General features: G+C 34.8%; 21 protein-coding genes, 8 tRNA genes and 1 rRNA gene. All 30 read left to right on the top strand.

Annotation, left to right across the window (positions count from 1 at the left end; all coding sequences use genetic code 11):
- The 30 genes from BTM19_RS12300 to BTM19_RS12155 all read left to right on the top strand — a co-directional run bounded on the left by BTM19_RS12300 (position 1) and on the right by BTM19_RS12155 (position 24005).
- Complete coding sequence (locus tag BTM19_RS12300; RefSeq protein WP_029379204.1) at positions 1-375, top strand: RidA family protein; 375 nt, start codon at positions 1-3, stop codon at positions 373-375.
- Positions 376-440: 65 nt separating this feature from the next.
- Positions 441-752, top strand: coding sequence for a septation regulator SpoVG (spoVG, locus tag BTM19_RS12295; RefSeq protein ID WP_029379205.1), 312 nt, complete (start codon positions 441-443; stop codon positions 750-752).
- Between the two features lie 463 nt (positions 753-1215).
- A complete protein-coding gene (gene glmU, locus BTM19_RS12290) occupies positions 1216-2571 on the top strand; it encodes a bifunctional UDP-N-acetylglucosamine diphosphorylase/glucosamine-1-phosphate N-acetyltransferase GlmU (protein WP_099265874.1) in 1356 nt (451 codons plus the stop codon).
- A gap of 152 nt (positions 2572-2723) precedes the next feature.
- Entirely contained in the window at positions 2724-3689 is a 966-nt protein-coding gene (locus BTM19_RS12285; protein ID WP_029379207.1) for a ribose-phosphate diphosphokinase, read from the top strand.
- A 138-nt stretch (positions 3690-3827) separates the two neighbouring features.
- Positions 3828-4484 carry a 50S ribosomal protein L25/general stress protein Ctc gene (locus BTM19_RS12280; protein WP_029379208.1) on the top strand — a complete coding sequence of 219 codons (657 nt, stop codon included), beginning with the start codon at positions 3828-3830 and terminating at the stop codon, positions 4482-4484.
- 209 nt (positions 4485-4693) lie between these two features.
- Positions 4694-5266, top strand: coding sequence for an aminoacyl-tRNA hydrolase (pth, locus tag BTM19_RS12275; protein WP_029379209.1), 573 nt, complete (start codon positions 4694-4696; stop codon positions 5264-5266).
- Positions 5263-8775 (top strand): transcription-repair coupling factor, encoded by a 3513-nt coding sequence (mfd, locus tag BTM19_RS12270; protein WP_038678801.1) that lies wholly within the window; start codon positions 5263-5265, stop codon positions 8773-8775. Before pth ends, mfd begins: the two co-directional genes overlap by 4 nt.
- Positions 8765-10318: a polysaccharide biosynthesis protein gene (locus BTM19_RS12265; protein WP_038678799.1), complete on the top strand. Its 1554-nt coding sequence runs from the start codon at positions 8765-8767 to the stop codon at positions 10316-10318. The genes mfd and BTM19_RS12265 overlap by 11 nt, the downstream gene beginning before the upstream one ends.
- A complete protein-coding gene (locus BTM19_RS12260) occupies positions 10318-11511 on the top strand; it encodes a MazG nucleotide pyrophosphohydrolase domain-containing protein (RefSeq protein ID WP_081225250.1) in 1194 nt (397 codons plus the stop codon). Before BTM19_RS12265 ends, BTM19_RS12260 begins: the two co-directional genes overlap by 1 nt.
- Positions 11508-11771 (top strand): RNA-binding S4 domain-containing protein, encoded by a 264-nt coding sequence (locus BTM19_RS12255; protein ID WP_029379213.1) that lies wholly within the window; start codon positions 11508-11510, stop codon positions 11769-11771. Before BTM19_RS12260 ends, BTM19_RS12255 begins: the two co-directional genes overlap by 4 nt.
- Before the next feature lie 21 nt (positions 11772-11792).
- A complete protein-coding gene (locus BTM19_RS12250) occupies positions 11793-12191 on the top strand; it encodes a septum formation initiator family protein (protein ID WP_029379214.1) in 399 nt (132 codons plus the stop codon).
- Positions 12192-12291: 100 nt separating this feature from the next.
- Positions 12292-12690: a S1 domain-containing RNA-binding protein gene (locus tag BTM19_RS12245; protein WP_017722020.1), complete on the top strand. Its 399-nt coding sequence runs from the start codon at positions 12292-12294 to the stop codon at positions 12688-12690.
- A gap of 207 nt (positions 12691-12897) precedes the next feature.
- Positions 12898-14181 carry a tRNA lysidine(34) synthetase TilS gene (tilS, locus tag BTM19_RS12240; protein WP_058625930.1) on the top strand — a complete coding sequence of 428 codons (1284 nt, stop codon included), beginning with the start codon at positions 12898-12900 and terminating at the stop codon, positions 14179-14181.
- A 4-nt stretch (positions 14182-14185) separates the two neighbouring features.
- On the top strand, positions 14186-14725 hold the full coding sequence (hpt, locus tag BTM19_RS12235) for a hypoxanthine phosphoribosyltransferase (protein WP_029379216.1): 540 nt from the start codon (positions 14186-14188) through the stop codon (positions 14723-14725).
- A gap of 299 nt (positions 14726-15024) precedes the next feature.
- On the top strand, positions 15025-17091 hold the full coding sequence (gene ftsH / locus BTM19_RS12230) for an ATP-dependent zinc metalloprotease FtsH (protein WP_029379217.1): 2067 nt from the start codon (positions 15025-15027) through the stop codon (positions 17089-17091).
- A gap of 232 nt (positions 17092-17323) precedes the next feature.
- Positions 17324-18205, top strand: a complete 882-nt coding sequence (gene hslO, locus BTM19_RS12225; protein ID WP_029379218.1) for an Hsp33 family molecular chaperone HslO — start codon at positions 17324-17326, stop codon at positions 18203-18205.
- A gap of 146 nt (positions 18206-18351) precedes the next feature.
- Positions 18352-19284 (top strand): cysteine synthase A, encoded by a 933-nt coding sequence (gene cysK, locus BTM19_RS12220; protein WP_038678794.1) that lies wholly within the window; start codon positions 18352-18354, stop codon positions 19282-19284.
- Positions 19285-19513: 229 nt separating this feature from the next.
- Complete coding sequence (gene folP, locus BTM19_RS12215; protein WP_058625929.1) at positions 19514-20317, top strand: dihydropteroate synthase; 804 nt, start codon at positions 19514-19516, stop codon at positions 20315-20317.
- Entirely contained in the window at positions 20295-20660 is a 366-nt protein-coding gene (folB, locus tag BTM19_RS12210) for a dihydroneopterin aldolase (protein WP_038678791.1), read from the top strand. The genes folP and folB overlap by 23 nt, the downstream gene beginning before the upstream one ends.
- Positions 20660-21139 carry a 2-amino-4-hydroxy-6-hydroxymethyldihydropteridine diphosphokinase gene (gene folK / locus BTM19_RS12205; protein WP_099265873.1) on the top strand — a complete coding sequence of 160 codons (480 nt, stop codon included), beginning with the start codon at positions 20660-20662 and terminating at the stop codon, positions 21137-21139. The genes folB and folK overlap by 1 nt, the downstream gene beginning before the upstream one ends.
- A gap of 22 nt (positions 21140-21161) precedes the next feature.
- Positions 21162-22649 carry a lysine--tRNA ligase gene (gene lysS / locus BTM19_RS12200; RefSeq protein WP_099265872.1) on the top strand — a complete coding sequence of 496 codons (1488 nt, stop codon included), beginning with the start codon at positions 21162-21164 and terminating at the stop codon, positions 22647-22649.
- A gap of 511 nt (positions 22650-23160) precedes the next feature.
- A 5S ribosomal RNA gene (gene rrf / locus BTM19_RS12195) occupies positions 23161-23275 on the top strand.
- A 19-nt stretch (positions 23276-23294) separates the two neighbouring features.
- Positions 23295-23370 (top strand) — tRNA-Val (locus BTM19_RS12190).
- A gap of 13 nt (positions 23371-23383) precedes the next feature.
- A tRNA-Thr gene (locus BTM19_RS12185) sits at positions 23384-23459 on the top strand.
- Positions 23460-23465: 6 nt separating this feature from the next.
- Positions 23466-23538, top strand: a tRNA-Lys gene (locus BTM19_RS12180).
- 14 nt (positions 23539-23552) lie between these two features.
- Positions 23553-23627 (top strand) — tRNA-Gly (locus tag BTM19_RS12175).
- A gap of 8 nt (positions 23628-23635) precedes the next feature.
- Positions 23636-23724: transfer RNA gene (locus tag BTM19_RS12170), tRNA-Leu, on the top strand.
- A 13-nt stretch (positions 23725-23737) separates the two neighbouring features.
- Positions 23738-23814, top strand: a tRNA-Arg gene (locus BTM19_RS12165).
- Between the two features lie 23 nt (positions 23815-23837).
- Positions 23838-23911 (top strand) — tRNA-Pro (locus BTM19_RS12160).
- An 18-nt stretch (positions 23912-23929) separates the two neighbouring features.
- A tRNA-Ala gene (locus BTM19_RS12155) sits at positions 23930-24005 on the top strand.
- The last annotated feature ends 107 nt before the right edge of the window (positions 24006-24112 follow it).

Raw genomic sequence — 24112 nt, 5'->3', positions numbered from 1 at the left:
ATGAAAGTTATTAATACGGAAAAGGCGCCCGAAGCGTTAGGGCCATACTCGCATGCAACTGAAATAAATGGACTTGTATTCACTTCAGGACAAATTCCATTAAATTTAAATGGAGAAATTGTCAGTGAAGATGTAAAAGAGCAAACGACACAAGTTCTAGAAAATTTAAAAGTCGTGTTAGACCAAGCTGGATCGGATTTAGATTCAGTGATTAAAGCTACTATTTTCATTGCTGATATGAATGAATTTCAAAATATAAATGAAGTTTATGGCAAGTACTTTAATGAACATCAACCAGCGAGAAGTTGTGTTGAAGTGGCAAGATTGCCGAAAGATGTTAAAGTTGAAATCGAATTAATAGCGAAAGTGAAGTAAGGGTTTATAATTTTTAATGAAATTGTTAAGCTTCTAAACAAAGAGATACTAGGGGGGCTCACTACATGAAAGTGACAGATGTAAGACTTAGAAAAATACAAACAGATGGAAGAATGAAAGCGCTCGTTTCAATTACTTTAGATGAATCATTTGTAGTACATGATTTACGAGTGATTGAAGGCAACACAGGTCTATTCGTCGCAATGCCAAGTAAACGTACACCAGACGGTGAATTCCGAGATATCGCGCATCCTATAAACTCTGAAATGAGACAAGAAATACAAGATGCAGTGATGAAAGTGTATGAAGAAACTGATGAGGTCATCCCTGACAGAAATGCACAGTCATCAGATAATTCTGAAGAAGAAGAAGCTTAAATTAAAAAAGTGAAATTAAGTAATATTAAAAAAGATTGGATTTTCGCATAAACGGAAATCCAATCTTTTTTAATATTACAAAGTCAATTCGAAATAAAAAATAAAATTAATCGAGAAAGTATAAAGGTGACAAAAAGTATATTATTTATAATTATAAATAATATACTTTTTTTACTAGGTATAAATTAGAAGATTATAATGAAAAATAGGTGGATATGTGTATGATAACAACAAAATGAGAAAACAATATTTCCATTATACATTCGTATATTACACTACGACTTGATAATATAAAAGCGTTTACTCAATTGAACAAAGATGACAAATATATGCATAGAAATTTCTAATATTTTTAATAAAAATATTTCCATTATATAACATTGATGTTTTGAGCCTTGAAAGTGTGACCAGCGTTAAATTATAATAAGTAAGAAGTGTATATTTTAATGGAGGGTTAACATACATGCAAAGACATGCAATAGTACTTGCGGCTGGAAAAGGTACGCGTATGAAATCAAAGAAATACAAAGTACTACATGATGTAGCAGGCAAAACAATGATTGAACATGTCATTGACAACGTTAAGCAATCAGGCGTAGAACAACTTGTTACAATTGTTGGGCATGGTGCACAAAATGTCAAAGAGACATTGGGTGATGCATCGCTTTACAGTTTTCAAGAAGAACAATTAGGCACTGCACATGCTGTTAAGATGGCAAGTGAGCATTTGAAAGATAAACAAGGTACAACGTTAGTAGTATGTGGAGACACACCGTTAATCACTGCGACAACATTGAAATCAATGATAGAACATCATGAGAACACCAAAGCACAGGCTACTGTTTTATCAGCAACTACAGAAAATCCATTCGGTTATGGACGTATCCTGCGCGACTCGGCACAACGGTTAACTAAAATTGTTGAGCAAAAAGATGCATCTGAGACAGAGCGACAAATTAATGAAATTAGTTCAGGTATTTTTGCATTTGATAACCAAATTTTATTTGAAAAATTGGAGTTAGTGAAAAACGAAAATGCGCAAAAAGAATACTATTTGCCTGATGTACTTTCATTAATTTTAGAAGATGAGGGTATCGTTGAAATCTATCACACAGATGATTTTGAAGAAATTATGGGTGTTAATGATAGAGTGATGTTAAGTGAAGCTGAAAAAGCTTTCAAGAAACGCACTAATGAACAGCACATGAAAAATGGCGTAACAATTATTGACCCAGCAACTACATATATAGGTGCTGACGTTATCATCGGAGAAGATACAGTCATTGAACCAGGAGTAAAACTTGTTGGTAACACTGTAATTGGAGAAGATACAATCGTTGGTCAATATACTGAAATAACTAATAGTAAAGTAGGGTCAAATGTCACAATAAAACAATCTATAATCAATGAAGCGATTGTTGGTGATTACACTAATATTGGGCCGTTTGCACAGCTTCGTCCTGGTGCAGACTTAGGTGAAAAAGTTAAAGTAGGTAACTTTGTTGAAGTTAAGAAATCTGTTGTTAAAACAGGTGCTAAACTACCTCACTTAAGTTATATAGGTGATGCTGAAATTGGTGAAAGAACAAATGTAGGTTGTGGCTCAATAACTGTGAACTATGATGGTATCAATAAATTTAAGACGATTATTGGTAATGATTCATTTATTGGTTGCAATACAAATCTCGTTGCACCAATAACATTAGGAGACCGTTCGTTTATAGCGGCAGGTTCCACAATCACGGATAATGTACCACAAGACAGTTTGGCATTAGCTAGGGCTAGACAAACAACCAAAGAGGGTTATTTGAAAAAATAAAGGCATATATTTAGACAAGCGTGCTTAAACTGTTAAAATCAATGTAATTGTATGAAAGTTAACCAGAGTATGTGATTATATTGCTGAACGCTTTAAGTTTTGTTTTGTCTACAAAGGAAAACGAATTGAAAGAATTAATTGGAGGACTATAAATGTTAAACAATGAGTATAAGAATTCTGCTTTGAAAATATTTTCTTTAAAGGGTAATGAACCATTAGCCCAAGAAGTTGCAGACCAAGTTGGAATTGAGCTAGGTAAATGTTCAGTGAAACGTTTCAGCGATGGAGAAATTCAAATAAATATAGAAGAAAGTATTCGTGGTTGTGATGTATTTATTATTCAACCAACATCAAATCCGGTGAATTTACATTTAATGGAATTGTTAATCATGATTGATGCTTGTAGACGCGCATCAGCAGCGAACATTAATATAGTTGTTCCATATTATGGCTATGCACGCCAAGATAGAAAAGCACGTAGCCGTGAACCAATTACAGCAAAACTTGTAGCGAACTTAATTGAAACAGCAGGCGCAGATCGTATGATTGCACTTGATTTACACGCGCCACAAATCCAAGGATTCTTCGATATGCCAATTGACCACTTAATGGGTGTTCCGATCTTAGCAGAATATTTTAGTAATCAGACAGATATTGACCTTGAAGAGTGCGTTGTTGTTTCACCTGACCACGGTGGGGTAACAAGAGCACGTAAACTTGCAGATATATTGAAAACACCAATTGCCATCATAGACAAACGTCGTCCAAAACCTAATGTTGCCGAAGTTATGAATATTGTAGGTGAAATCGATGGTCGTACAGCTATTATTATAGACGATATTATTGATACAGCTGGTACGATTACTTTAGCTGCACAAGCCTTAAAAGATAAAGGTGCTAAAGATGTTTATGCATGTTGTACTCACCCTGTTTTATCAGGCCCAGCAAAAGAACGCATTGAAAATTCAGCAATAAAAGAACTTGTAGTTACGAACTCAATTCAATTAGATGAAAGCCGTAAACCATCTAATACGAAAGAATTGTCTGTAGCAGGTTTATTAGCACAAGCTATTATCCGTGTGTATGAACGTGAATCTGTTAGTGTGCTATTTGACTAATTGGTAAAATAGATATATAATTGTTCCGTTCGTGAAATCACGACTTAATAAACACTTGCAAGCAACGTAATGTTGATGGGTAAGTGGAGGGGTTCTTATTATGAAAGATAAGAACAAAATATGAAAGGTGGAAATAATATGGCTGCATTAAAGTCAATTATTCGTCAAGGTAAACAAACTCGTTCAGACCTTAAAAAATTAAGAAATACTGGTAAAGTACCTGCAATCGTATATGGTTATGGTACTAAAAATACTTCAGTTAAAGTAGACGAAGTAGAATTTATCAAAGTTATCCGTGAAGTTGGACGTAACGGTGTTATCGAATTAGGCGTAGGTTCTAAAACTATTAAAGTAATGGTTTCAGACTACCAATTCGACCCACTTAAAAACCAAATCACTCACATCGATTTCTTAGCTATCAATATGACTGAAGAACGTACTGTTGAAGTACCAGTTCAATTAGTTGGCGAAGCTGTTGGAGCTAAAGAAGGCGGCGTTGTTGAACAACCATTATTCAACCTTGAAGTTACTGCTACTCCAGATAATATTCCTGAAGTAATCGAAGTAGATATCACTGAATTAGAAATTAACGATACGCTTTCAGTAGAAGACATCAAAATTTCAGGCGAATTCACTATCGAAAACGAAGTAACTGATTCAGTTGTAACAGTAGTTCCTCCAACTGAAGAACCTACTGAAGAAGAAATCGAAGCAATGGAAGGCGATTCAGAAACTGAAGAACCAGCTGTTGTTGGCGAAGAAAAAGACGATGAAAGTGATGCAGAAGAGAAATAATAAGCTAACACAGCTTGTAATTACTTTATCATCATACGCTGATTAAGTCAGCGTTATCATATCTTATAAAAAGCACCGTGCTTAATACGTTAAGCAGGTGCTTTTTTATGTTATTATAGTGAATGATACGATAAAAAATGATAAGAATAATAAATAATAGAACTCGAATATAAATTAGATGAAGAAAGACAACTATTGGAGGTAACATAATGAAGTGTATTGTAGGTTTAGGCAATATTGGTAAACGCTTTGAACAAACAAAACATAATATTGGATTTGAAGTAATTGACTATATGTTAGAACAGAATAAATTCAGTTTAGATAAACAGAAGTTTAAAGGCGCATACACGATAGAACGATTTGCAGGCGAAAAAGTAATGTTTATTGAACCAATGACGATGATGAATTTATCTGGTGAGGCAGTAGGTCCATTAATGAAATATTACGACATAGATATTGATGATTTAGTCGTTTTATATGATGATTTAGACTTGCCGCAAGGTGAGATCCGTTTAAGACAAAAAGGAAGTGCTGGTGGACATAATGGTATGAAATCAATTATCCAAGTGTTAGGCACTGATCAATTTAAACGTATTAGAATTGGTGTAGACAGACCTTCAAATGGGATGTCTATCGTAGATTACGTATTGCAAAAATTTTCAAAACAAGAAATGGAAACAATGAATAAAGTAATAGAACATTCTGCACGTGCAATTGAAGCCTACATAGAAAGTGATCGGTTTGATCGTGTGATGAATGAATATAATGGTGAAATCAATTGAAATCAATAATTACAGAATATATAAATGAAGATAAACGTTATCAGGAATTAAACGAAGTATTTGGAAAAGAGCAGGTGCTGGTTACGGGTTTATCGGGTGCTGCTAAAGCAACGATAATCGCTGAAAAATATTTGAATAGTTCTAAACAATTACTAATTGTAACAAACAATCTTTATCAAGCAGATAAATTAGAAAGTGATTTAACGCAGTTTGTGGAAGAACAAGATATTTATAAGTACCCAATGCAAGATATTATGACAGAAGAATTTTCAACACAAAGCCCTCAATTTATGAGTGAACGTGTGCGCACATTAACGGCGCTTGCTCAAGAAAAGAGAGGTTTATTTATCGTCCCGCTTAACGGACTGAAGAAATGGTTGACCCCTGTAGAAATGTGGAAATCACATCAATTAACATTGAGTGTAGGGGATGATATAGATATTGATGATTTCTTAAATAAGTTAGTTAATATGGGTTATCGTAGAGAAAGTGTTGTTTCTCATATAGGCGAGTTTTCTTTACGAGGCGGTATTATTGATATTTATCCACTAATTGGTAGTCCGGTTAGAATTGAACTTTTTGATACAGAAGTAGATTCAATTCGTGATTTTGATGTAGAAACCCAAAGATCACAGGAAAACGTTGAAGAGGTAAACATCACTACTGCGAGCGATTATATAATAACAGAAGATGTGCTTAATCACACAAAGCAAAAACTCAAAGAAGCATATGAATATACAAGACCAAAAATTGATAAAGCGGTCCGTAATGAATTAAAAGAAACGTATGAAAGCTTTCAGTTATTCGAATCATCTATGTTTGATCATCAAGTATTACGCCGTCTTGTCGCTTTTATGTATCAACAGCCTACTACAATTATCGATTACTTTAAGGATGACGCAATTGTAGCGGTAGATGAATATAACAGAATTAAAGAAACTGAAACGGCACTTATTTCAGAAGCGGATGAGTTTATGCAAAATTTGATTGAAAGCGGTAAAGGGTTTATTGATCAAAGCTTCTTGCAATACGATGCTTTTGAAAACCAACTAAAGTCATATCCGGTGACATATTTCACATTATTTACAGCGACAATGTCTGTTGAGTTAAACGAAATTATTAAATTTTCATGTAAGCCTGTGCAACAGTTTTATGGACAATACGATATTATGCGTTCAGAATTTCAACGATTTATTCAAAATGATTATACGGTTGTTGTACTTGCTGAAACAGAAGTCAAAAAAGAACGTATACAATCAATGCTCAATGAAATGCATATACCAACATTTATTGATACGCCTACGCACCGCAATGAAGGTGGAAGCGCGATTATTACTGAAGGTAGTTTATCAGAAGGCTTTGAATTGCCGTATATGCAATTAGTTGTTGTCACAGAGAGAGAATTATTTAAATCAAAACAAAAGAAAAAACCGAAACAACAAAAAACTTTAACAAACGCCGAAAAAATTAAATCTTATCAAGATTTAAAAGTAGGTGATTATATTGTACATGTTCATCACGGGGTAGGCAGATACCTAGGTGTAGAGACGCTAGAAGTTGGTGGTGTACATAAAGATTATATTAAACTTCAATATAAAGGGACAGATCAATTATTCGTACCTGTAGACCAAATGGACCAAGTTCAAAAATATGTGGCATCAGAAGATAAAACGCCTAGGTTAAATAAACTTGGTGGCTCAGAGTGGAAAAAAACCAAAGCGAAAGTTCAACAAAGTGTTGAAGATATGGCAGATGAATTAATAGAATTATATAAAGCACGTGAAATGTCTGTTGGTTATCAATTTGGTCCTGATACAGCTGAACAAAATGATTTTGAAATTGACTTTCCTTATGAGCTTACTCCTGACCAAAGTAAGTCGATTGAAGAGATTAAAAAGGATATGGAAATTGAACGTCCTATGGATAGATTGCTGTGTGGAGATGTTGGTTACGGTAAGACTGAGGTTGCTGTAAGAGCAGCGTTTAAAGCAGTAATGGAAGGTAAACAAGTTGCCTTTTTAGTACCGACAACTATATTAGCACAACAGCACTATGAAACATTAATCGAACGCATGCAAGACTTCCCAATAGAAGTACAGTTAATTAGTAGGTTTAGAACTGCAAAAGAAATTAAAAAAACTAAAGAAGGTTTGGAATCAGGTTTTGTCGATATTATTGTAGGTACACATAAATTATTGGGGAAAGATATTCATTATAAAGATTTGGGATTACTTATTGTAGATGAAGAACAACGATTTGGTGTACGACATAAAGAACGAATCAAATCTTTAAAAAATAATGTGGATGTGCTTACATTAACAGCTACACCAATCCCCCGTACTTTGCACATGAGTATGCTAGGCGTGCGTGATTTATCTGTTATTGAAACACCACCAGAGAACCGTTTTCCAGTGCAAACATACGTATTAGAGCAGAACACTAATTTTATTAAAGAAGCATTAGAAAGAGAATTATCAAGAGATGGTCAGGTGTTTTATTTATACAATAAAGTGCAGTCTATTTATGAGAAAAGAGAGCAATTACAAATGCTTATGCCAGATGCCAACATAGGTGTTGCACATGGACAAATGAATGAAAGGGACTTAGAAGAAACAATGCTAAGTTTTATCAATCATGAATATGACATCATTGTTACTACGACTATTATTGAAACGGGCGTAGATGTTCCAAATGCGAATACTTTAATTATAGAAGATGCTGACCGCTTTGGATTAAGTCAACTTTATCAATTAAGAGGTCGTGTAGGTCGTTCAAGCCGTATTGGCTATGCGTACTTCTTACATCCTACGAATAAAGTACTTTCTGAAACTGCCGAAGATCGTTTACAAGCAATTAAAGAATTTACTGAATTAGGTTCAGGTTTCAAAATTGCGATGCGTGATTTAAACATTCGTGGTGCTGGTAATTTATTAGGTAAACAACAACATGGCTTTATAGATTCAGTAGGCTTTGACTTATATTCTCAAATGCTAGAAGAAGCGGTAAATGAAAAACGCGGCGTGACAGATGAAAAACAAGACGCTCCAGAAGTTGAGATTGAACTTAACATAGATGCATACTTACCAGCAGAGTACATTCAAAATGAGCAGGCTAAAATAGAAATTTATAAGAAATTACGTAAAATTGAGACGGAAGCACAACTAATGGACGTTAAAGATGAGTTAATTGACCGCTTTAATGATTATCCTGTTGAAGTTGAAAGACTTCTAGAAATGATGGAAATTAAAGTACATGCATTGCATGCTGGTGTAACCTTGATCAAGGATATTGGTAAAAAAGTAGAAATTTATTTATCTGAAAAGGGTACGACAGACATTAATGGCGAAACATTATTTAAACAAACTCAACCATTAGGACGCTCAATGAAAGTAGGCGTTCAAGATGGTAAAATGAAAGTGACATTAAATAAAACAAGTACTTGGTTTGATAATTTGAAATTCCTAGCAAAATGTTTAGAAGAAAGTATGGTTATCTCTGATGAAAGCTAAGATAGACAAATCGACTGCTTTTAATGGAGTGGTCGTACTCACTTTGGCTCTTATAGTTGTCAAAGTATTAAGTGCAATTTACCGTGTACCTTATCAAAATATTTTGGGGGATGAAGGGTTATATGCATATCAGCAAGTTTATCCGATCGTAGCATTAGGGGTTATTTTAACGATGAATGCAATACCTAGTGCAGTTACCCAGATATTTGGTTCAGAAGGAGGTTTTAAGCAATACATTCATGTAATGATGCGTATACAACTCATAAGCACAGTCTTTTTCTTGCTTCTGCTGTTTTGTGCGAAGTGGGTAGCATTGTTAATGGGTGATATTAGCCTAACGCCTATGCTTAGAGCAGCAAGTTTTAGCTTCTTATTTATCGGCATTTTAGGTGTGTTTAGAGGTTATTATCAAGCACAGAGAAATATGAATGTGCCAGCTATTTCCCAGGTAATCGAGCAATTTGTACGTGTTGCTATCATCATTTTGGCAATTGTTTTATTTATGACACAGCAATGGTCACTTTATGCTGCGGGAACAATAGCGATTATCGGTTCAGCATTTGGATTTTTAGCATCGAGCCTCTTTCTTGTAATACGCAAACCATTCAGAGACTCACAAAATAAGTCATATGAAGCAGCGCAAAAGTCATTTGTAGAATGGCGCAAACTAGTCTTAGCTATACTTGTCTTTGCTGTGAGCCAATTGATTGTAATTGTTTGGCAGGTAGTGGACAGTTTTACAGTACTTCACATGCTGCAAAGTACAGGTTTGAATTTTCAACAAGCGACTTCCCAAAAAGGCGTCTATGATCGTGGGGCATCTTTTATTCAAATGGGATTAATCGTAACAACGACGTTTTGCTTTGTACTAATTCCTTTGCTAACGGACGCAATAAAAGTTGAGAATAAGGTGCTTACCAATAGATACGCGAATGCTTCTATTAAAATCACGATCTTGTTTAGCGTCTCGGCGGGCATTGGTTTAATTAATTTAATGCCTATTATGAATAGCGTGTTTTTTAAAAATGATAGCCAAACGATAACGCTAGCCGTTTATATGTTAACCGTTATTTGTGTGTCACTCATTATGATGGATATCGCTCTATTACAAGTGAAAAATAAAGTGCGTCCTGTGTTGTTGGCGTTTAGCGTGGGGGTTGTAAGTAAAACGATACTAAATATAGTATTGATACCGCAACTATTAATGTTAGGTAGTAGTCTAAGTACTGTGATATCACTCGTTTTATTTACAATTGTATTACACAAACACGTATTAAAATATTATCTTTTCCAGAGTATGCGTAAATATGTTATTAAGTTAATCATCACAATGCTTATTCTTTCATTAGCAGTTCAAATTACAATGTGGCTGATTCCTGAACATGGACGAATAATTGGCTTAATAGAATTATTAATCGCAGCAGGTGTTGGCGCCATCGTGATTATTGTTGCTATTGTGCGCACCAACTTGTTAAGTTATAGAGAATTAAAACATTTACCATTTGGTGATAAGTTATACCATATAAAGAGAGGGAAAAGATAATGACAGGGAAGATAACGATTGTTGGACTAGGCAACTATGGAATCGACGATTTACCATTAGGCATATACAAATTTTTAAAAAATAAGCCTATAGCGTATACTAGAACTTTGGAGCATCCTGTAATTCAAGCATTGACTAACGAAGGTATGAAATTCCAAAGTTTTGATCATGTTTATGAAGAAAATCAAGCATTTGATGATGTCTACGAAACTATTGTGATGCAATTAATTGAAGCAGCACAGCAAGATGATATCGTTTATACGGTGCCAGGCCATCCTCGCGTAGCAGAAACGACAACTGTAAAATTAGAAGCATATGCACAACAACATGACAATATACAAGTTGAAATATTGGGTGGTAAAAGTTTTATAGATGATGTGTTCGAAGCGGTAAAAGTAGACCCTAATGATGGTTTTACTTTGCTTGATGCTACGTCACTTACTAGTCAGCAATTGAACATACGTACGCACACGCTAATAACACAAGTGTATAGTCCGATGACAGCTGGAGATTTAAAAGTGACATTGATGGAGCGTTATGATGATGAACAAGTCGTTTATATTGTAGATGGCGCTAAGAGTAGTGGGGCAAAAGTTATTGAAACGCCTTTGTATGAATTAGACCATCACGCTATGATATTCAGTAATGTAACAAGTGTATTTATTAAAAAGGTAGATAACGAAACTGCTTACTACGGTGATTTTTATTACGCGACAAGTATTATTGATAAACTGGTTGATGATGAAACTGGTTGTCCATGGGACAAAGTGCAAACACACAATACACTAAAAAGGTATTTATTAGAAGAATCATTTGAGCTATTTGAAGCCATAGATAATGAAGATGATTGGCATATTATAGAAGAACTAGGTGATATACTATTACAAGTACTCTTGCATACAAGTATTGGTAAAAAAGAAGGCTTTTTTGATATAAATGAAGTAGTACAAAGCTTAACAAGTAAGATGATACACAGACACCCACATATATTTGGAGAAGCACAAGCAGAGTCAGAAGAAGATTTAAAACATATATGGGCCAATGCTAAAGCTGAAGAAGGTAAAGTACAACGTGTGAAATTCGAAAAAGTGTTTGCAGAGCATTTTATGAAGTTGTATGATATAACCAAAAATATGTCGTTAAACGAAGCTGATTTGAAACAATTTTTAGAGCGAGGAGGAGATAAATCATGAGGCTTGATAAATATCTTAAAGTATCAAGATTGGTGAAACGCCGTACATTAGCAAAAGAGATAAGTGATCAAGGAAGAATTACAGTAAATGGTTCAGTTGCAAAAGCTGGCACAGACGTTAAAGTTACAGACGAACTTGTAATTCGTTTTGGTCAGAAAATTATAACTATAAATGTGACTGGTTTAAGCGAACATGCAACAAAAGAAAATGCTAAAGGCATGTATGAAATTGTAAAAGAAGAAAAAATTGGTGAATCTTAATAATAGAGGAGGTGACAAGCATTGAGTAAAAAAGTAGAAAACATAGGTAATACATTTACTTCTTCAGAAAACAAGAAGAAACAGAAACAAAAAATGAGAAGACGTGTAGTTCGTAAACGTATTACTTTATTCGGCGGTATTTTACTCGCTATTATAATTATCTTATGCGTAATGCTTGTCACTCAAAAACAAAGTAATCAAGAAGATGCTGTAGAACGCCAACAAAAAGAACAAAAATATCAAAAGCAACAAGATGAAGAACTTGCATTAAAAGAACAACTTAATAACCTTAATGATAAAAGTTATATAGAGAAAATAGCGAGAGATGATTATTATTTAAGTAATGATGGGGAAGTAATTTTCAAGTTGCCAGGTGACAAGTCTGAATCCAAATCGAAATCATCGAAAGAGGATAAATAACGAAAAATATTTTTTTGCATCATAATACCATTGTTAATTTATGCAAACAGGCATATAATAAGGTTAAAATCGAAACAAATCGGGAGGATTTATTTACAATATGTCAATCGAAGTAGGAAACAAGCTTAAAGGTAAAGTCACTGGAATTAAAAAGTTTGGCGCTTTTGTCGAACTTCCAGAAGGAAAGAGTGGCTTAGTTCACATAAGTGAAGTTGCAGATAATTACGTGGAAAATGTAGAAGACCACTTATCTGTTGGAGATGAAGTCGAAGTTAAAGTGCTTTCAATTGCTGATGATGGAAAAATTAGTTTATCTATTAAAAAAGCAAAAGATCGCCCGCGTAGACCGCAAAGTAAACCTAATCACAAACAACCTCAACCAAAAGGTGAAGACTTTGAAAAGAAATTAACAAATTTCTTGAAAGATAGTGAAGATAAATTAACTTCCATCAAACGTCAAACAGAATCTAGACGTGGCGGAAAAGGCGCTAGACGCTAAAAATATATAATGAGACTGTTCCGCATATACCTAACTTGATTCATTGAGGACAAAGTGAAATCATTTATTCCAATATTAAGTTTGATCGTAACAATCTAAGACTGTTTTCTTACTTGAGGAAACAGTCTCTTTTTTGTTAAAAATTAGTACATTATAATTTTATGCTAGTGTGTTTAATGTATGTCTACAAGTAAGGAGATGGTTTGCATGGAAGTTAATATTGAAGGTTGGTCTTCAGATAAGCACATCGTATTGGCTGTATCAACTGGTATAGATAGCATGGTGTTATTGCATCAACTTATTACAAACTTGCAAGATACATACGCCCAATTAACCTGTTTGCATGTGAATCATAATATTAGATCGATTGCCGATGAAGAAGAATTATTTCTCAAGCAATATTGTATTGACCATGACATTGCACTACATGTTAAACAATTAGATTTATCTAATATTGTTGAAAAAGGTAATAGTATAGAAAATGAGGCTAGAATTGAACGGTATCGTTGGTTTGATTTAATGATGAAGGATTTAAATGCAGATGTACTACTCACAGCCCATCATCAAGATGATCAGTTAGAAACCATTTTTTATAGGTTAATGACTGGCCGTTCTACTAGAAGTAGTCTAGGGATGTCTTATTTAACAACTCGAGGTTGCTACGATATATGTAAACCACTGTTGACAACGACTAAAATGGAAATTCGAAATTATCAACAAACTTACAACGTCCCTTTTTATGAAGATGAAACTAATGCAGAAAATCATTATGTAAGAAATGACATTCGAAATCGCATATTACCTGAAATAGAGCTGAATAAACACTTAGAGACTAAGCAGTTATTAAAACTAAAAGAGTGGCATGACGAACAAAGGTTAGTCATTGAGAGCGAGGCTAATGCTTTTATAGAAAATAGTGTTGAAACTAGTAACGCCCAATACCGTTTTTCTAGAAAGCAATTTTCACAATTGCGACGTAGCGTGAAAATGGGCATATTAGATAAATTGCTTGCTAGTCTACCAATGCACGATTCTTTAACAGAAAAAACTTATAATCAATGGTTTCAAGTCATGGATGAAAATATAGCACAATCTACATTATATACAACAGATAAATGGATAATTTACATTTCTTATGATAAATTTATAATAATGGCAAATGATGACGTGAAACTTTCTCCGACTAAGATGAATCAATCAGGGACTTACAACTATAGTCACTATAGTATTGACATTAATAACGATCTTCCTACAGTTGAATTTCCACTAGTAGTTCGTACAAGAAACGATGGTGATAAATTTGAATTAAATGGAACAAAAGGGCATAAAAAGGTTAGTAGATTGTTGATTGATAATAAAATTGAGCAACAAGAACGTGACCAAATGCCAATCATAGTTAATGCTGATAATGAAATTATTGCTATTGGAACATTATTTTTAAAGAGTAAATACAAAGACTTAATTTGTATACGAGATATGGGAGAGGAATGAAAAAATGAGAGATGATTTAAAGGAAGTATTGTTATCAGAGGAAGATATTCATCAAATATGTAAAGATTTAGGTGAACAAATTACAGCAGCTTATAAAGGGAAACCCCTTGTTTGTATCGGCATATTAAAGGGATCAGTAATGTTTATGGCAGACTTAATTAAACATATTGATACACATTTAGCGATAGATTTCATGGATGTTTCAAGTTACCACGGAGGAACAGAATCTACAGGAGAGGTTCAAATCTTGAAAGATTTAAGTTCTTCAATTGAAAATAAAGACATCTTGATTATAGAAGATATCTTGGAAACTGGAACGACTTTAAAATCAATTACTGAATTACTAGAATCTCGTCGTGTGAATTCGCTTGAAATAGTAACATTGCTTGATAAACCTAACCGTCGTAAAGCCAATATCGAAGCTAAATATGTTGGTAAGAAAATTCCTGATGAATTTGTGGTTGGCTATGGTTTGGACTATGCTGAAAACTATAGAAATTTACCATATATCGGTACACTTAAACCAGAAATTTATTCGAAATAAGCAATACAATTTATTCGACTAGGAAATTATTATATAATGTAAGTCTAAGTCGTTTTATATGAGTAAATAGAATAGACACTAATTAAATAAATTCTTGTAAGTATTGGATACATAAATTTATGGTGGTTTGTTAATATGTAATGCAATTTAAATATAATTAAAAGCAAAAAAGAAATAAAAATTAAGATAAAGCGCCTGAAATTGTAAACGTAGTACAAAAGTTGAAATACTAGCCTTGAACTTATGCATTATGTTACAATTTTTGTTAGTTTTATTATTGAAGTAGGAGGAAACGACGCATGCAGAAAGCCTTTCGTAACGTGCTAGTTATCGCAATCATTGGCGTTATTATTTTTGGTCTGTTTTCGTTTTTAAATGGAAATGGGAATATGCCAAAACAACTTACATATAACCAATTTGTGAAACAGCTAGAAAAAGGTGATTTGAAATCACTTGAAATCCAGCCTGAACAAAATGTATATATGGTAAGTGGTAAAACAAAAAATGATGAAGACTATTCTTCAACAATTTTATATAACAACGATAAAGAGCTTGAAAAAATAACAAACGCAGCACAAAATCAAGATGGATTAAAATTTACAGTTAAAGAAGAAGAAAAACAAAGCGTATTTGTAAGTATATTAACAACATTAATTCCTGTATTAATTATTGCGTTATTATTCATTTTCTTCCTAAGCCAAGCACAAGGTGGCGGCGGCGGTGGCGGCCGTATGATGAACTTTGGTAAATCCAAAGCAAAAATGTACGACAGTCAGAAGAAACGCGTACGCTTCTCAGATGTAGCTGGGGCAGATGAGGAAAAACAAGAATTAATTGAAATTGTCGATTTCTTAAAAGACAATAAACAATTTAAACAAATGGGTTCAAGAATACCAAAAGGTGTCCTATTAGTAGGTCCTCCTGGTACAGGTAAAACATTACTTGCGCGTGCAGTTGCCGGTGAAGCAGGTACACCATTCTTCTCAATCAGTGGTTCAGACTTCGTAGAGATGTTTGTTGGTGTCGGTGCAAGCCGTGTACGTGATTTATTTGAAAACGCTAAGAAAAATGCGCCTTGTATCATTTTTATTGATGAAATAGATGCAGTTGGACGCCAACGTGGCGCAGGTGTTGGCGGTGGCCATGATGAGCGTGAACAAACATTGAACCAATTATTAGTTGAAATGGATGGATTTGGTGAAAACGAAGGTATCATTATGATAGCTGCGACTAACCGTCCTGATATTTTAGACCCAGCATTATTACGCCCAGGTCGTTTTGATAGACAGATTCAAGTAGGCCGTCCAGATGTTAAGGGTCGTGAAGCGATATTACATGTGCATGCTAAGAATAAACCACTTGATGAAACAGTTGATTTGAAAGCAATTTCTCAAAGAACTCCTGGTTTCTCAGGTGCCGATTTAGAAAACTTATTAAATGAAGCATCACTTGTTGCTGTACGTGAAGGTAAGAAAAAAATCGATATGCGTGATATAGAAGAAGCAACTGACCGCGTTATTGCAGGTCCTGCTAAGAAATCTCGTGTTATTTCTGATAAAGAACGTAACATTGTAGCACACCACGAAGCGGGTCATACGATAATAGGTATGGTACTTGATGAAGCTGAAGTGGTTCACAAAGTTACTATTGTCCCTCGTGGTCAAGCCGGTGGTTATGCAATGATGTTACCAAAACAAGATCGTTTCTTAATGACGGAACCAGAATTACTAGATAAAATTTGTGGTTTACTCGGTGGACGTGTTTCAGAGGATATTAACTTTAACGAAGTATCCACTGGTGCATCTAATGACTTTGAACGCGCAACGCAAATTGCACGTCAAATGGTTACTGAGTATGGTATGAGTAAAAAACTTGGTACGGTTCAATTCTCAAGTAGTAGTAATGGACAAGTGTTCTTAGGTAAAGACATGCAAGGTGATCCAGAATATTCAGGGCAAATTGCTTACGAAATTGATAAAGAAGTACAACGTATTATTAAAGAACAATATGAGCGTTGTAAAGATATCTTGCTAGAACACAAATCTCAGTTGAATTTAATCGCTGAATCATTATTGACTGAAGAGACGTTAGTTGCTGAACAGATACGTTCATTATTCTATGACGGCGTATTACCTGAAGTCGATTACGATGGCGCAAAAGTTGTCGAAAACGAAAATGATGATTTTGAAAAAGGTAAATACGGAAAATCATACGATGAAGTTCGTCGAGAGCAATCAGAAAACAATGACGATGATCAACAACAGCAAGACGACAAAGACAAAGAAGATACAGGTCATGAACAATCACCAAATATAGATAAACCAAGCAACCCAAGTGATCCTAATGACCCAAGCAATAGAAACTAAGAAATAAAACCAAAACTTCTTTCTACTAGCAATATGAATAGTAGAAAGGAGTTTTTTTAGTTGTAAATGACTATTTAAGCGATTATTATTTTATAACAAGTGTTTAGTCAAACAAATAGTTAGTAATTTTCATCAAGAAATATTAAAATAAATTGCGTTAATAGAAGGAAATTTGACAAAATGAGCCGATATATGACAAAAAATAATTAAAATTAAAGGAGTAATCTTAACAATGACTAATGATTATATAGTTAAAGCTTTAGCTTTTGGAGGACAAATTCGAGCATACAGTGCTTTGACAACTGAAAGTGTTCAAGAAGCGCAGACAAGACATTATACTTGGCCAACTGCATCAGCTGCACTTGGTCGTACAATGACTGCAACATTAATGATGGGTGCTATGTTGAAAGGTGAACAAAAGTTAACGGTAACAGTAGATGGTCAAGGCCCAATAGGTAAAATTATTGCTGATGCTGATGCGAAAGGAAATGTAAGAGGTTATGTCACTAATGCTCAAACACATTTTCCATTAAATGAAAGTGGTAAATTAGATGTTAGCAGAGCAGTTGGCACAAATGGATCATTAACTGTAGTAAAAGACGTAGGACTTAAAGATTATTTCTCAGGTTCAAGTCCAATAGTTTCAGGTGAGTTAGGTGACGATTTCACATACTATTTTGCTAAAAGTGAACAAGTTCCTTCCTCAGTAGGTCTTGGTGTACTTGTGAACCCGGATAATTCAATTAAAGCATCAGGTGGATTTTTAATCCAAGTAATGCCAGGCGCAGAAGATGAAACGATTAATCAGCTAGAAAATGCCATTAATAATATGACACCAGTATCTAAACTGATTGATCAAGGTTTATCACCAGAAGAACTTTTGTTTGAAATTTTGGGTGAAGACAATGTGCAATTACTAGAAAACCTTCCAGCACAATTTGAATGTAACTGTGGTCACGATAAATTTTTAAATGCAATTAAAGGTTTAGGGGAAGCAGAAATTCAGAATATGATTGATGTAGATCATGGTGCAGAAGCAGAATGTCATTTTTGTAGAAGTAAATACACTTATTCAGAGGAAGAATTACAGGAATTATTAGAAAATATTAAGTAAAAAGGGTAATATTAATATTGTAATATCTTGGAAATTAAATAAATAAGGTTTTATTGTTGTATTTACAGAAAAATCTGATAAAATAAAAGTATATCCGAGAGAAAAAGTAGGGTTTGAAAACTTTTTAACGAAAAGGAGTAATACTTATGTCAAATAAACCAGTAGATAACATCGTACAAGTGATTGGAAACACACCTGTAGTTAAATTAAATAACGTTGTAGAGGAAGGTGCTGCAGACGTTTATGTAAAACTTGAGTATCAAAATCCGGGCGGTTCTGTAAAAGACCGTATCGCATTAGCTATGATTGAAGAAGCTGAAAAAGAAGGCAAAATTAAACCTGGTGATACAATCGTTGAACCAACAAGTGGAAACACTGGTATTGGCTTAGCATTTGTATGTGCAGCTAAAGGCTATAAAGCTGTATTTACAATGCCTGAAACGATGAGTCAAGAACGTCGTAACTTGTTAAAAGCATACGGCGCAGAGTTAGTATTAACACCTGGTTCAGAAGCAATGAAAGGTGCAATCAAAAAAGCCAAAGAATTGAAAGAAGAGTTTGGTTACTTTGAACCACAACAATTTGAAAATCCAGCTAATCCTCGTGTACACGAATTAACAACTGGACCAGAATTAGTTGAACAATTTGAAGGTAAAACAATTGACTCGTTCTTAGCTGGCGTTGGTACAGGTGGAACATTAAGTGGTGCAGGCAAAGTATTAAAAGAGAAGTACCCAGATATAAATCTTGTGGCAATTGAACCAGAAGATTCTCCAGTGTTAAGTGGTGGAAATCCTGGCCCTCATAAATTACAAGGTTTAGGTGCAGGATTTATTCCTGATACTTTAGATGAAAATATCTACGATGAAATTATTCAAGTAGGTAATGAAACAGCTATGGAAACAGCACGTAAAGTTGCTAAAGAAGAAGGTATCTTATGTGGTATTTCTTCAGGTGCGGCGATTCACGCAGCTATTGAAAAAGCTAAAAGCCTAGGTGCAGGCAAAACAGTTGTCACTGTATTACCAAGTAATGGTGAACGTTACTTATCAACACCATTATTTGCATTTGATGATTAATCAAAGAAGTATATTAATAACCGGTCACATAATTATGTGTACCGGTTTTTTAATGTGATTATTAGAATAGATGTTTCACTTCATATATATAGGTTTATTTTGGTTCGTTAAAAATTACAGATCATTCAAGCACTTGTTACTGAAAAAAATAAAAATTAACGTTATTATAGAATTATGATAATAATTTGATAGGAAAATCATTTTAGATGTGAAAGGAAGCAAAATGATTATGACGCATACAAAAATTATGGGAATATTAAATGTTACCCCTGACTCATTTTCTGATGGGGGAAAGTATAATTCAGTTGAAAAAGCTATTGAACGCGCAGAGAAAATGATAGAAGAAGGCGTTGATATTATAGATATCGGTGGTGTATCTACGAGACCGGGTTATGAAGAAGTGAGTGTTGATGAGGAACTTAGCCGTGTCGTACCTGTGGTAGAAGCTTTGACTCGTCTAGGTATTCAAGTATCAGTTGATACATATAGAAGTGAAGTAGCAGAAGCGGCCATGAAATTAGGCGCTACGATGATTAATGACCAATGGGCTGGCCACCATGATCCACGCATATTTGAAATTGTTGCGAAATATGAAGGTGAAATTGTGTTAATGCACAATGGAGACGGACATAGAGATGAATCAGTTGTTGATGAGATGCTGTTGTATCTTTTAAAACAAGCAAATAAAGCTGAAATGGCGGGTATACCACAGCATAAAGTTTGGATTGATCCAGGTATTGGCTTTGCAAAAACAAGGGACGAGGAAAAGGAAGTTATGACTCGATTAGATGAACTTGTAGCAACTGGCTATCCAGTGCTGTTAGCAACTAGCAGAAAAAGATTTATTAAGGAAATGATTGGAGGAGATACAACTCCAACTCAACGAGATGAAGCAACTGCTGGCACAACAGCATATGGTATTACAAAAGGTATTAGAGGTGTAAGAGTACATAACGTTGCATTAAATGCTCGTATAGCACAAAGTATGGACTATTTAAAGGAGAATGAGGATGCGCGACACAATATTTCTTAATGGTATGAGGTTTTATAGTTATCATGGCGCGTTACCAGCCGAGAATGAGATTGGACAAATATTTATTGTTGATGTCACGATGAAAGTTGATCTTAGCATAGCTGGTGAAACTGACAAAGTTACAGATACTGTGCATTATGGAGAAATATTTGAAGAAGTGAAAGCGATTATGGAAGGGAAGCCAGTAAATTTATTAGAGCATCTGGCTGAACGTATTGCAAAACGTATAAATTCACACTATAATCGTGTAGTGGAAACGAAAGTCAGAATCACTAAAGAAAATCCACCTATACCTGGACATTATAATGGCGTAGGTGTTGAAGTGGTGAGGGAGAATCACTAATGGTATATGCTTATTTAGGATTAGGTAGTAATGTTGGAGAAAGAGAAACGCAACTTGATGAAGCGGTGCGCATTTTAAATAATAAAAATGGTATTGAAGTCACGAAAGTTTCGCCGATATATGAAACAGAGCCAGTAGGTTATGTTGATCAGCCACAATTTTTAAATCAATGTATTGAAATTCAAACATTATTGAAACCAAAAGATTTGTTAAAGGCATGTATGGAAACAGAACAACAATTGCATCGTGTGAGAGAAGTACGTTGGGGACCAAGAACTTTAGATGTAGATATTTTATTGTATGGAAATCAAATTATTGAAGAAGAAGATTTGGTTGTTCCGCATCCGAGAATGTTAGAACGTTCATTTGTTCTGATTCCATTAAATGATATAGCATCTAATTTTATTGAACCGCATTCTAATGAAACAATTGGTAATATAGTGATGACAGACGATTCAGTGAAAAAGTATAAAGATTGAAAAGCATAAAGGAGAGAAAGTTATGTCAGAAGAAATGAACGACCAAATGCAGGTTCGCCGACAAAAATTACAAGAATTATACGATTTAGGAATTGATCCATTTGGACAAAAGTTTGACCGTAGTTCAATGGCTAGCCCATTACAGGAAGATTGGGATCAATTCTCTAAAGAAGAATTACAAGAAAAAGAAGAAGAAAGTCATGTAAGTATAGCAGGACGTTTAATGACAAAACGTGGTAAAGGTAAAGCAGGCTTTGCTCATGTACAAGATTTAAGTGGTCAAATACAGATTTATGTAAGAAAAGACCAAGTAGGCGATGAACAATTTGAGATTTGGAATTCTTCAGATTTAGGTGACATTGTGGGCGTTGAAGGAGTTATGTTCAAAACGAACACAGGTGAACTATCGGTTAAAGCAAAATCGTTTACACTTTTAACAAAAGCATTACGCCCTTTACCAGATAAATTCCATGGTTTACAAGATATTGAACAACGTTATCGTCAACGCTATCTTGATTTAATTACAAACCAAGATAGTACGAAGACATTTATTAACCGTAGTAAAATATTACAAGAGATGCGTAACTATTTAAACGCTCAAGGATTTTTAGAGGTAGAAACACCAATGATGCATCAAATAGCTGGTGGTGCTGCAGCTCGTCCGTTTGTTACACATCATAATGCATTAGATGCTACATTATATATGAGAATTGCAATTGAATTACATTTAAAACGTCTTATCGTCGGCGGTCTAGAAAAAGTATATGAAATTGGTCGTGTATTTAGAAATGAAGGTGTGTCTACAAGACATAACCCAGAATTTACGATGATTGAATTGTATGAAGCATATGCTGACTACCACGACATCATGGATATTACTGAAAATATGATTAGACATATTTCAGAAAAAGTATTAGGCACTGCTAAAGTATCATATGGAGAAGAAACAATTGATCTAGAATCTAGTTGGAAACGAATCCATATGGCTGATGTTGTTAAAGAAGCTACAGGTGTGGATTTCTTCAACATCCAAAGTGATGATGAAGCTAAGTCAATCGCTAAAGAACATGGCGTAGAAATCACAAGTAATATGAAGTATGGTCATATCTTAAATGAATTCTTTGAACAAAAAGTTGAAGAAACATTAATTCAACCTACATTTGTTTATGGACACCCAATAGAGATTTCTCCATTAGCTAAGAAAAACGCTGAGGATCCTAGATTTACAGATCGCTTTGAGTTATTCATTGTAGGAAGAGAACATGGTAATGCATTTACTGAATTAAATGACCCTATTGACCAAAGAGCAAGATTCGAAGCGCAATTAGTAGAAAAAGAACAAGGAAACGATGAAGCTCATGAAATGGATGAAGATTTTATTGAAGCACTAGAATACGGTATGCCTCCAACAGGTGGATTAGGTATTGGTATTGATAGATTAGTGATGTTACTTACTGATTCAGCATCAATACGTGACGTATTACTGTTCCCATATATGAGACAGAAGTAATATAACTAATTACGCGTTTAAATATGCTTGCCTAAAATAAAGCGAATATCATGTCTTGTTATTATTACAAGACGCGATATTCGTTTTTTTATTGTTGAAAGAAGTAGTTAATATATGTTGGAAGGGGATAAAAGTCAGTATTAAAGGCATTTCCAATAAATAAATTAAGTAATAAGAAACGTTTATGCATAATTATGCTATAAAGATATAAAAATATACTATAAAAGGTATGGTAAATGCTGTTTTCATATGGTAAGATTATTCAAGTCGAGTTAAGCAAGTGAGCGAAACATGACATACGAAAATACAGTAATACTTTTTCGAGAAAAAGTTAAAAAAGCTATTGACTCGAACTAGAAAACATAGTATTATATAAAAGTCGTCAAAAACAATGAATACATAAATAAGTAACTCAAGTAAATGTTGTTTAAAGATTTCTTGAAGATAGTGTAAAATTGACTATTGCAATTAACTTATAAACAATGTATCATTAATGGAGTAAGTTATTTTGTCTGGTGACAATGGCAAAGAGGTCACACCTGTTCCCATGCCGAACACAGAAGTTAAGCTCTTTAGCGCCGATGGTAGTCGGACTTACGTTCCGCAAGAGTAGGACGTTGCCAGGCTTTATAATAAATTTCATGTGGAGGATTAGCTCAGCTGGGAGAGCATCTGCCTTACAAGCAGAGGGTCGGCGGTTCGAACCCGTCATCCTCCACCATTTCAAATGAATAGCCGGCCTAGCTCAACTGGTAGAGCAACTGACTTGTAATCAGTAGGTTGGGGGTTCAAGTCCTCTGGCCGGCACCATTTCATGAGCCATTAGCTCAGTTGGTAGAGCATCTGACTTTTAATCAGAGGGTCAGTGGTTCGAGCCCACTATGGCTCATACAGTTTCATTTTGCAGAAGTAGTTCAGCGGTAGAATACGACCTTGCCAAGGTCGGGGTCGCGGGTTCGAATCCCGTCTTCTGCTCCATTATTTTTGCCGGGGTGGCGGAACTGGCAGACGCACAGGACTTAAAATCCTGCGGTGAGAGATCACCGTACCGGTTCGATTCCGGTCCTCGGCACCATCATTTTAATAATGCGCCCGTAGCTCAACTGGATAGAGTACTTGACTACGAATCAAGAGGTTACAGGTTCGACCCCTGTCGGGCGCACCATTTTTAAAATGCTTAAATTAATACGGGAAGTAGCTCAGCTTGGTAGAGCACTTGGTTTGGGACCAAGGGGTCGCAGGTTCGAATCCTGTCTTCCCGACTCTTTTAAAATATATATGGGGGCTTAGCTCAGATGGGAGAGCGCCTGCTTTGCACGCAGGAGGTCAGCGGTTCGATCCCGCTAGTCTCCACCATAATTATTATTAAATGAAGAAATGAACATTGAAAACTGAATTGCAATATGTCAACGTTAATTCCGAACGCAACATTAAATTGTTGGTTCAAAACAAGTGTTAGAGAT

The organism is Staphylococcus xylosus, from assembly GCF_002732165.1.
Lineage (GTDB): Bacteria > Bacillota > Bacilli > Staphylococcales > Staphylococcaceae > Staphylococcus > Staphylococcus xylosus.
Note: the sequence above shows the minus strand (reverse complement) of the source record. Positions and strands in the feature narration are given on the sequence as shown.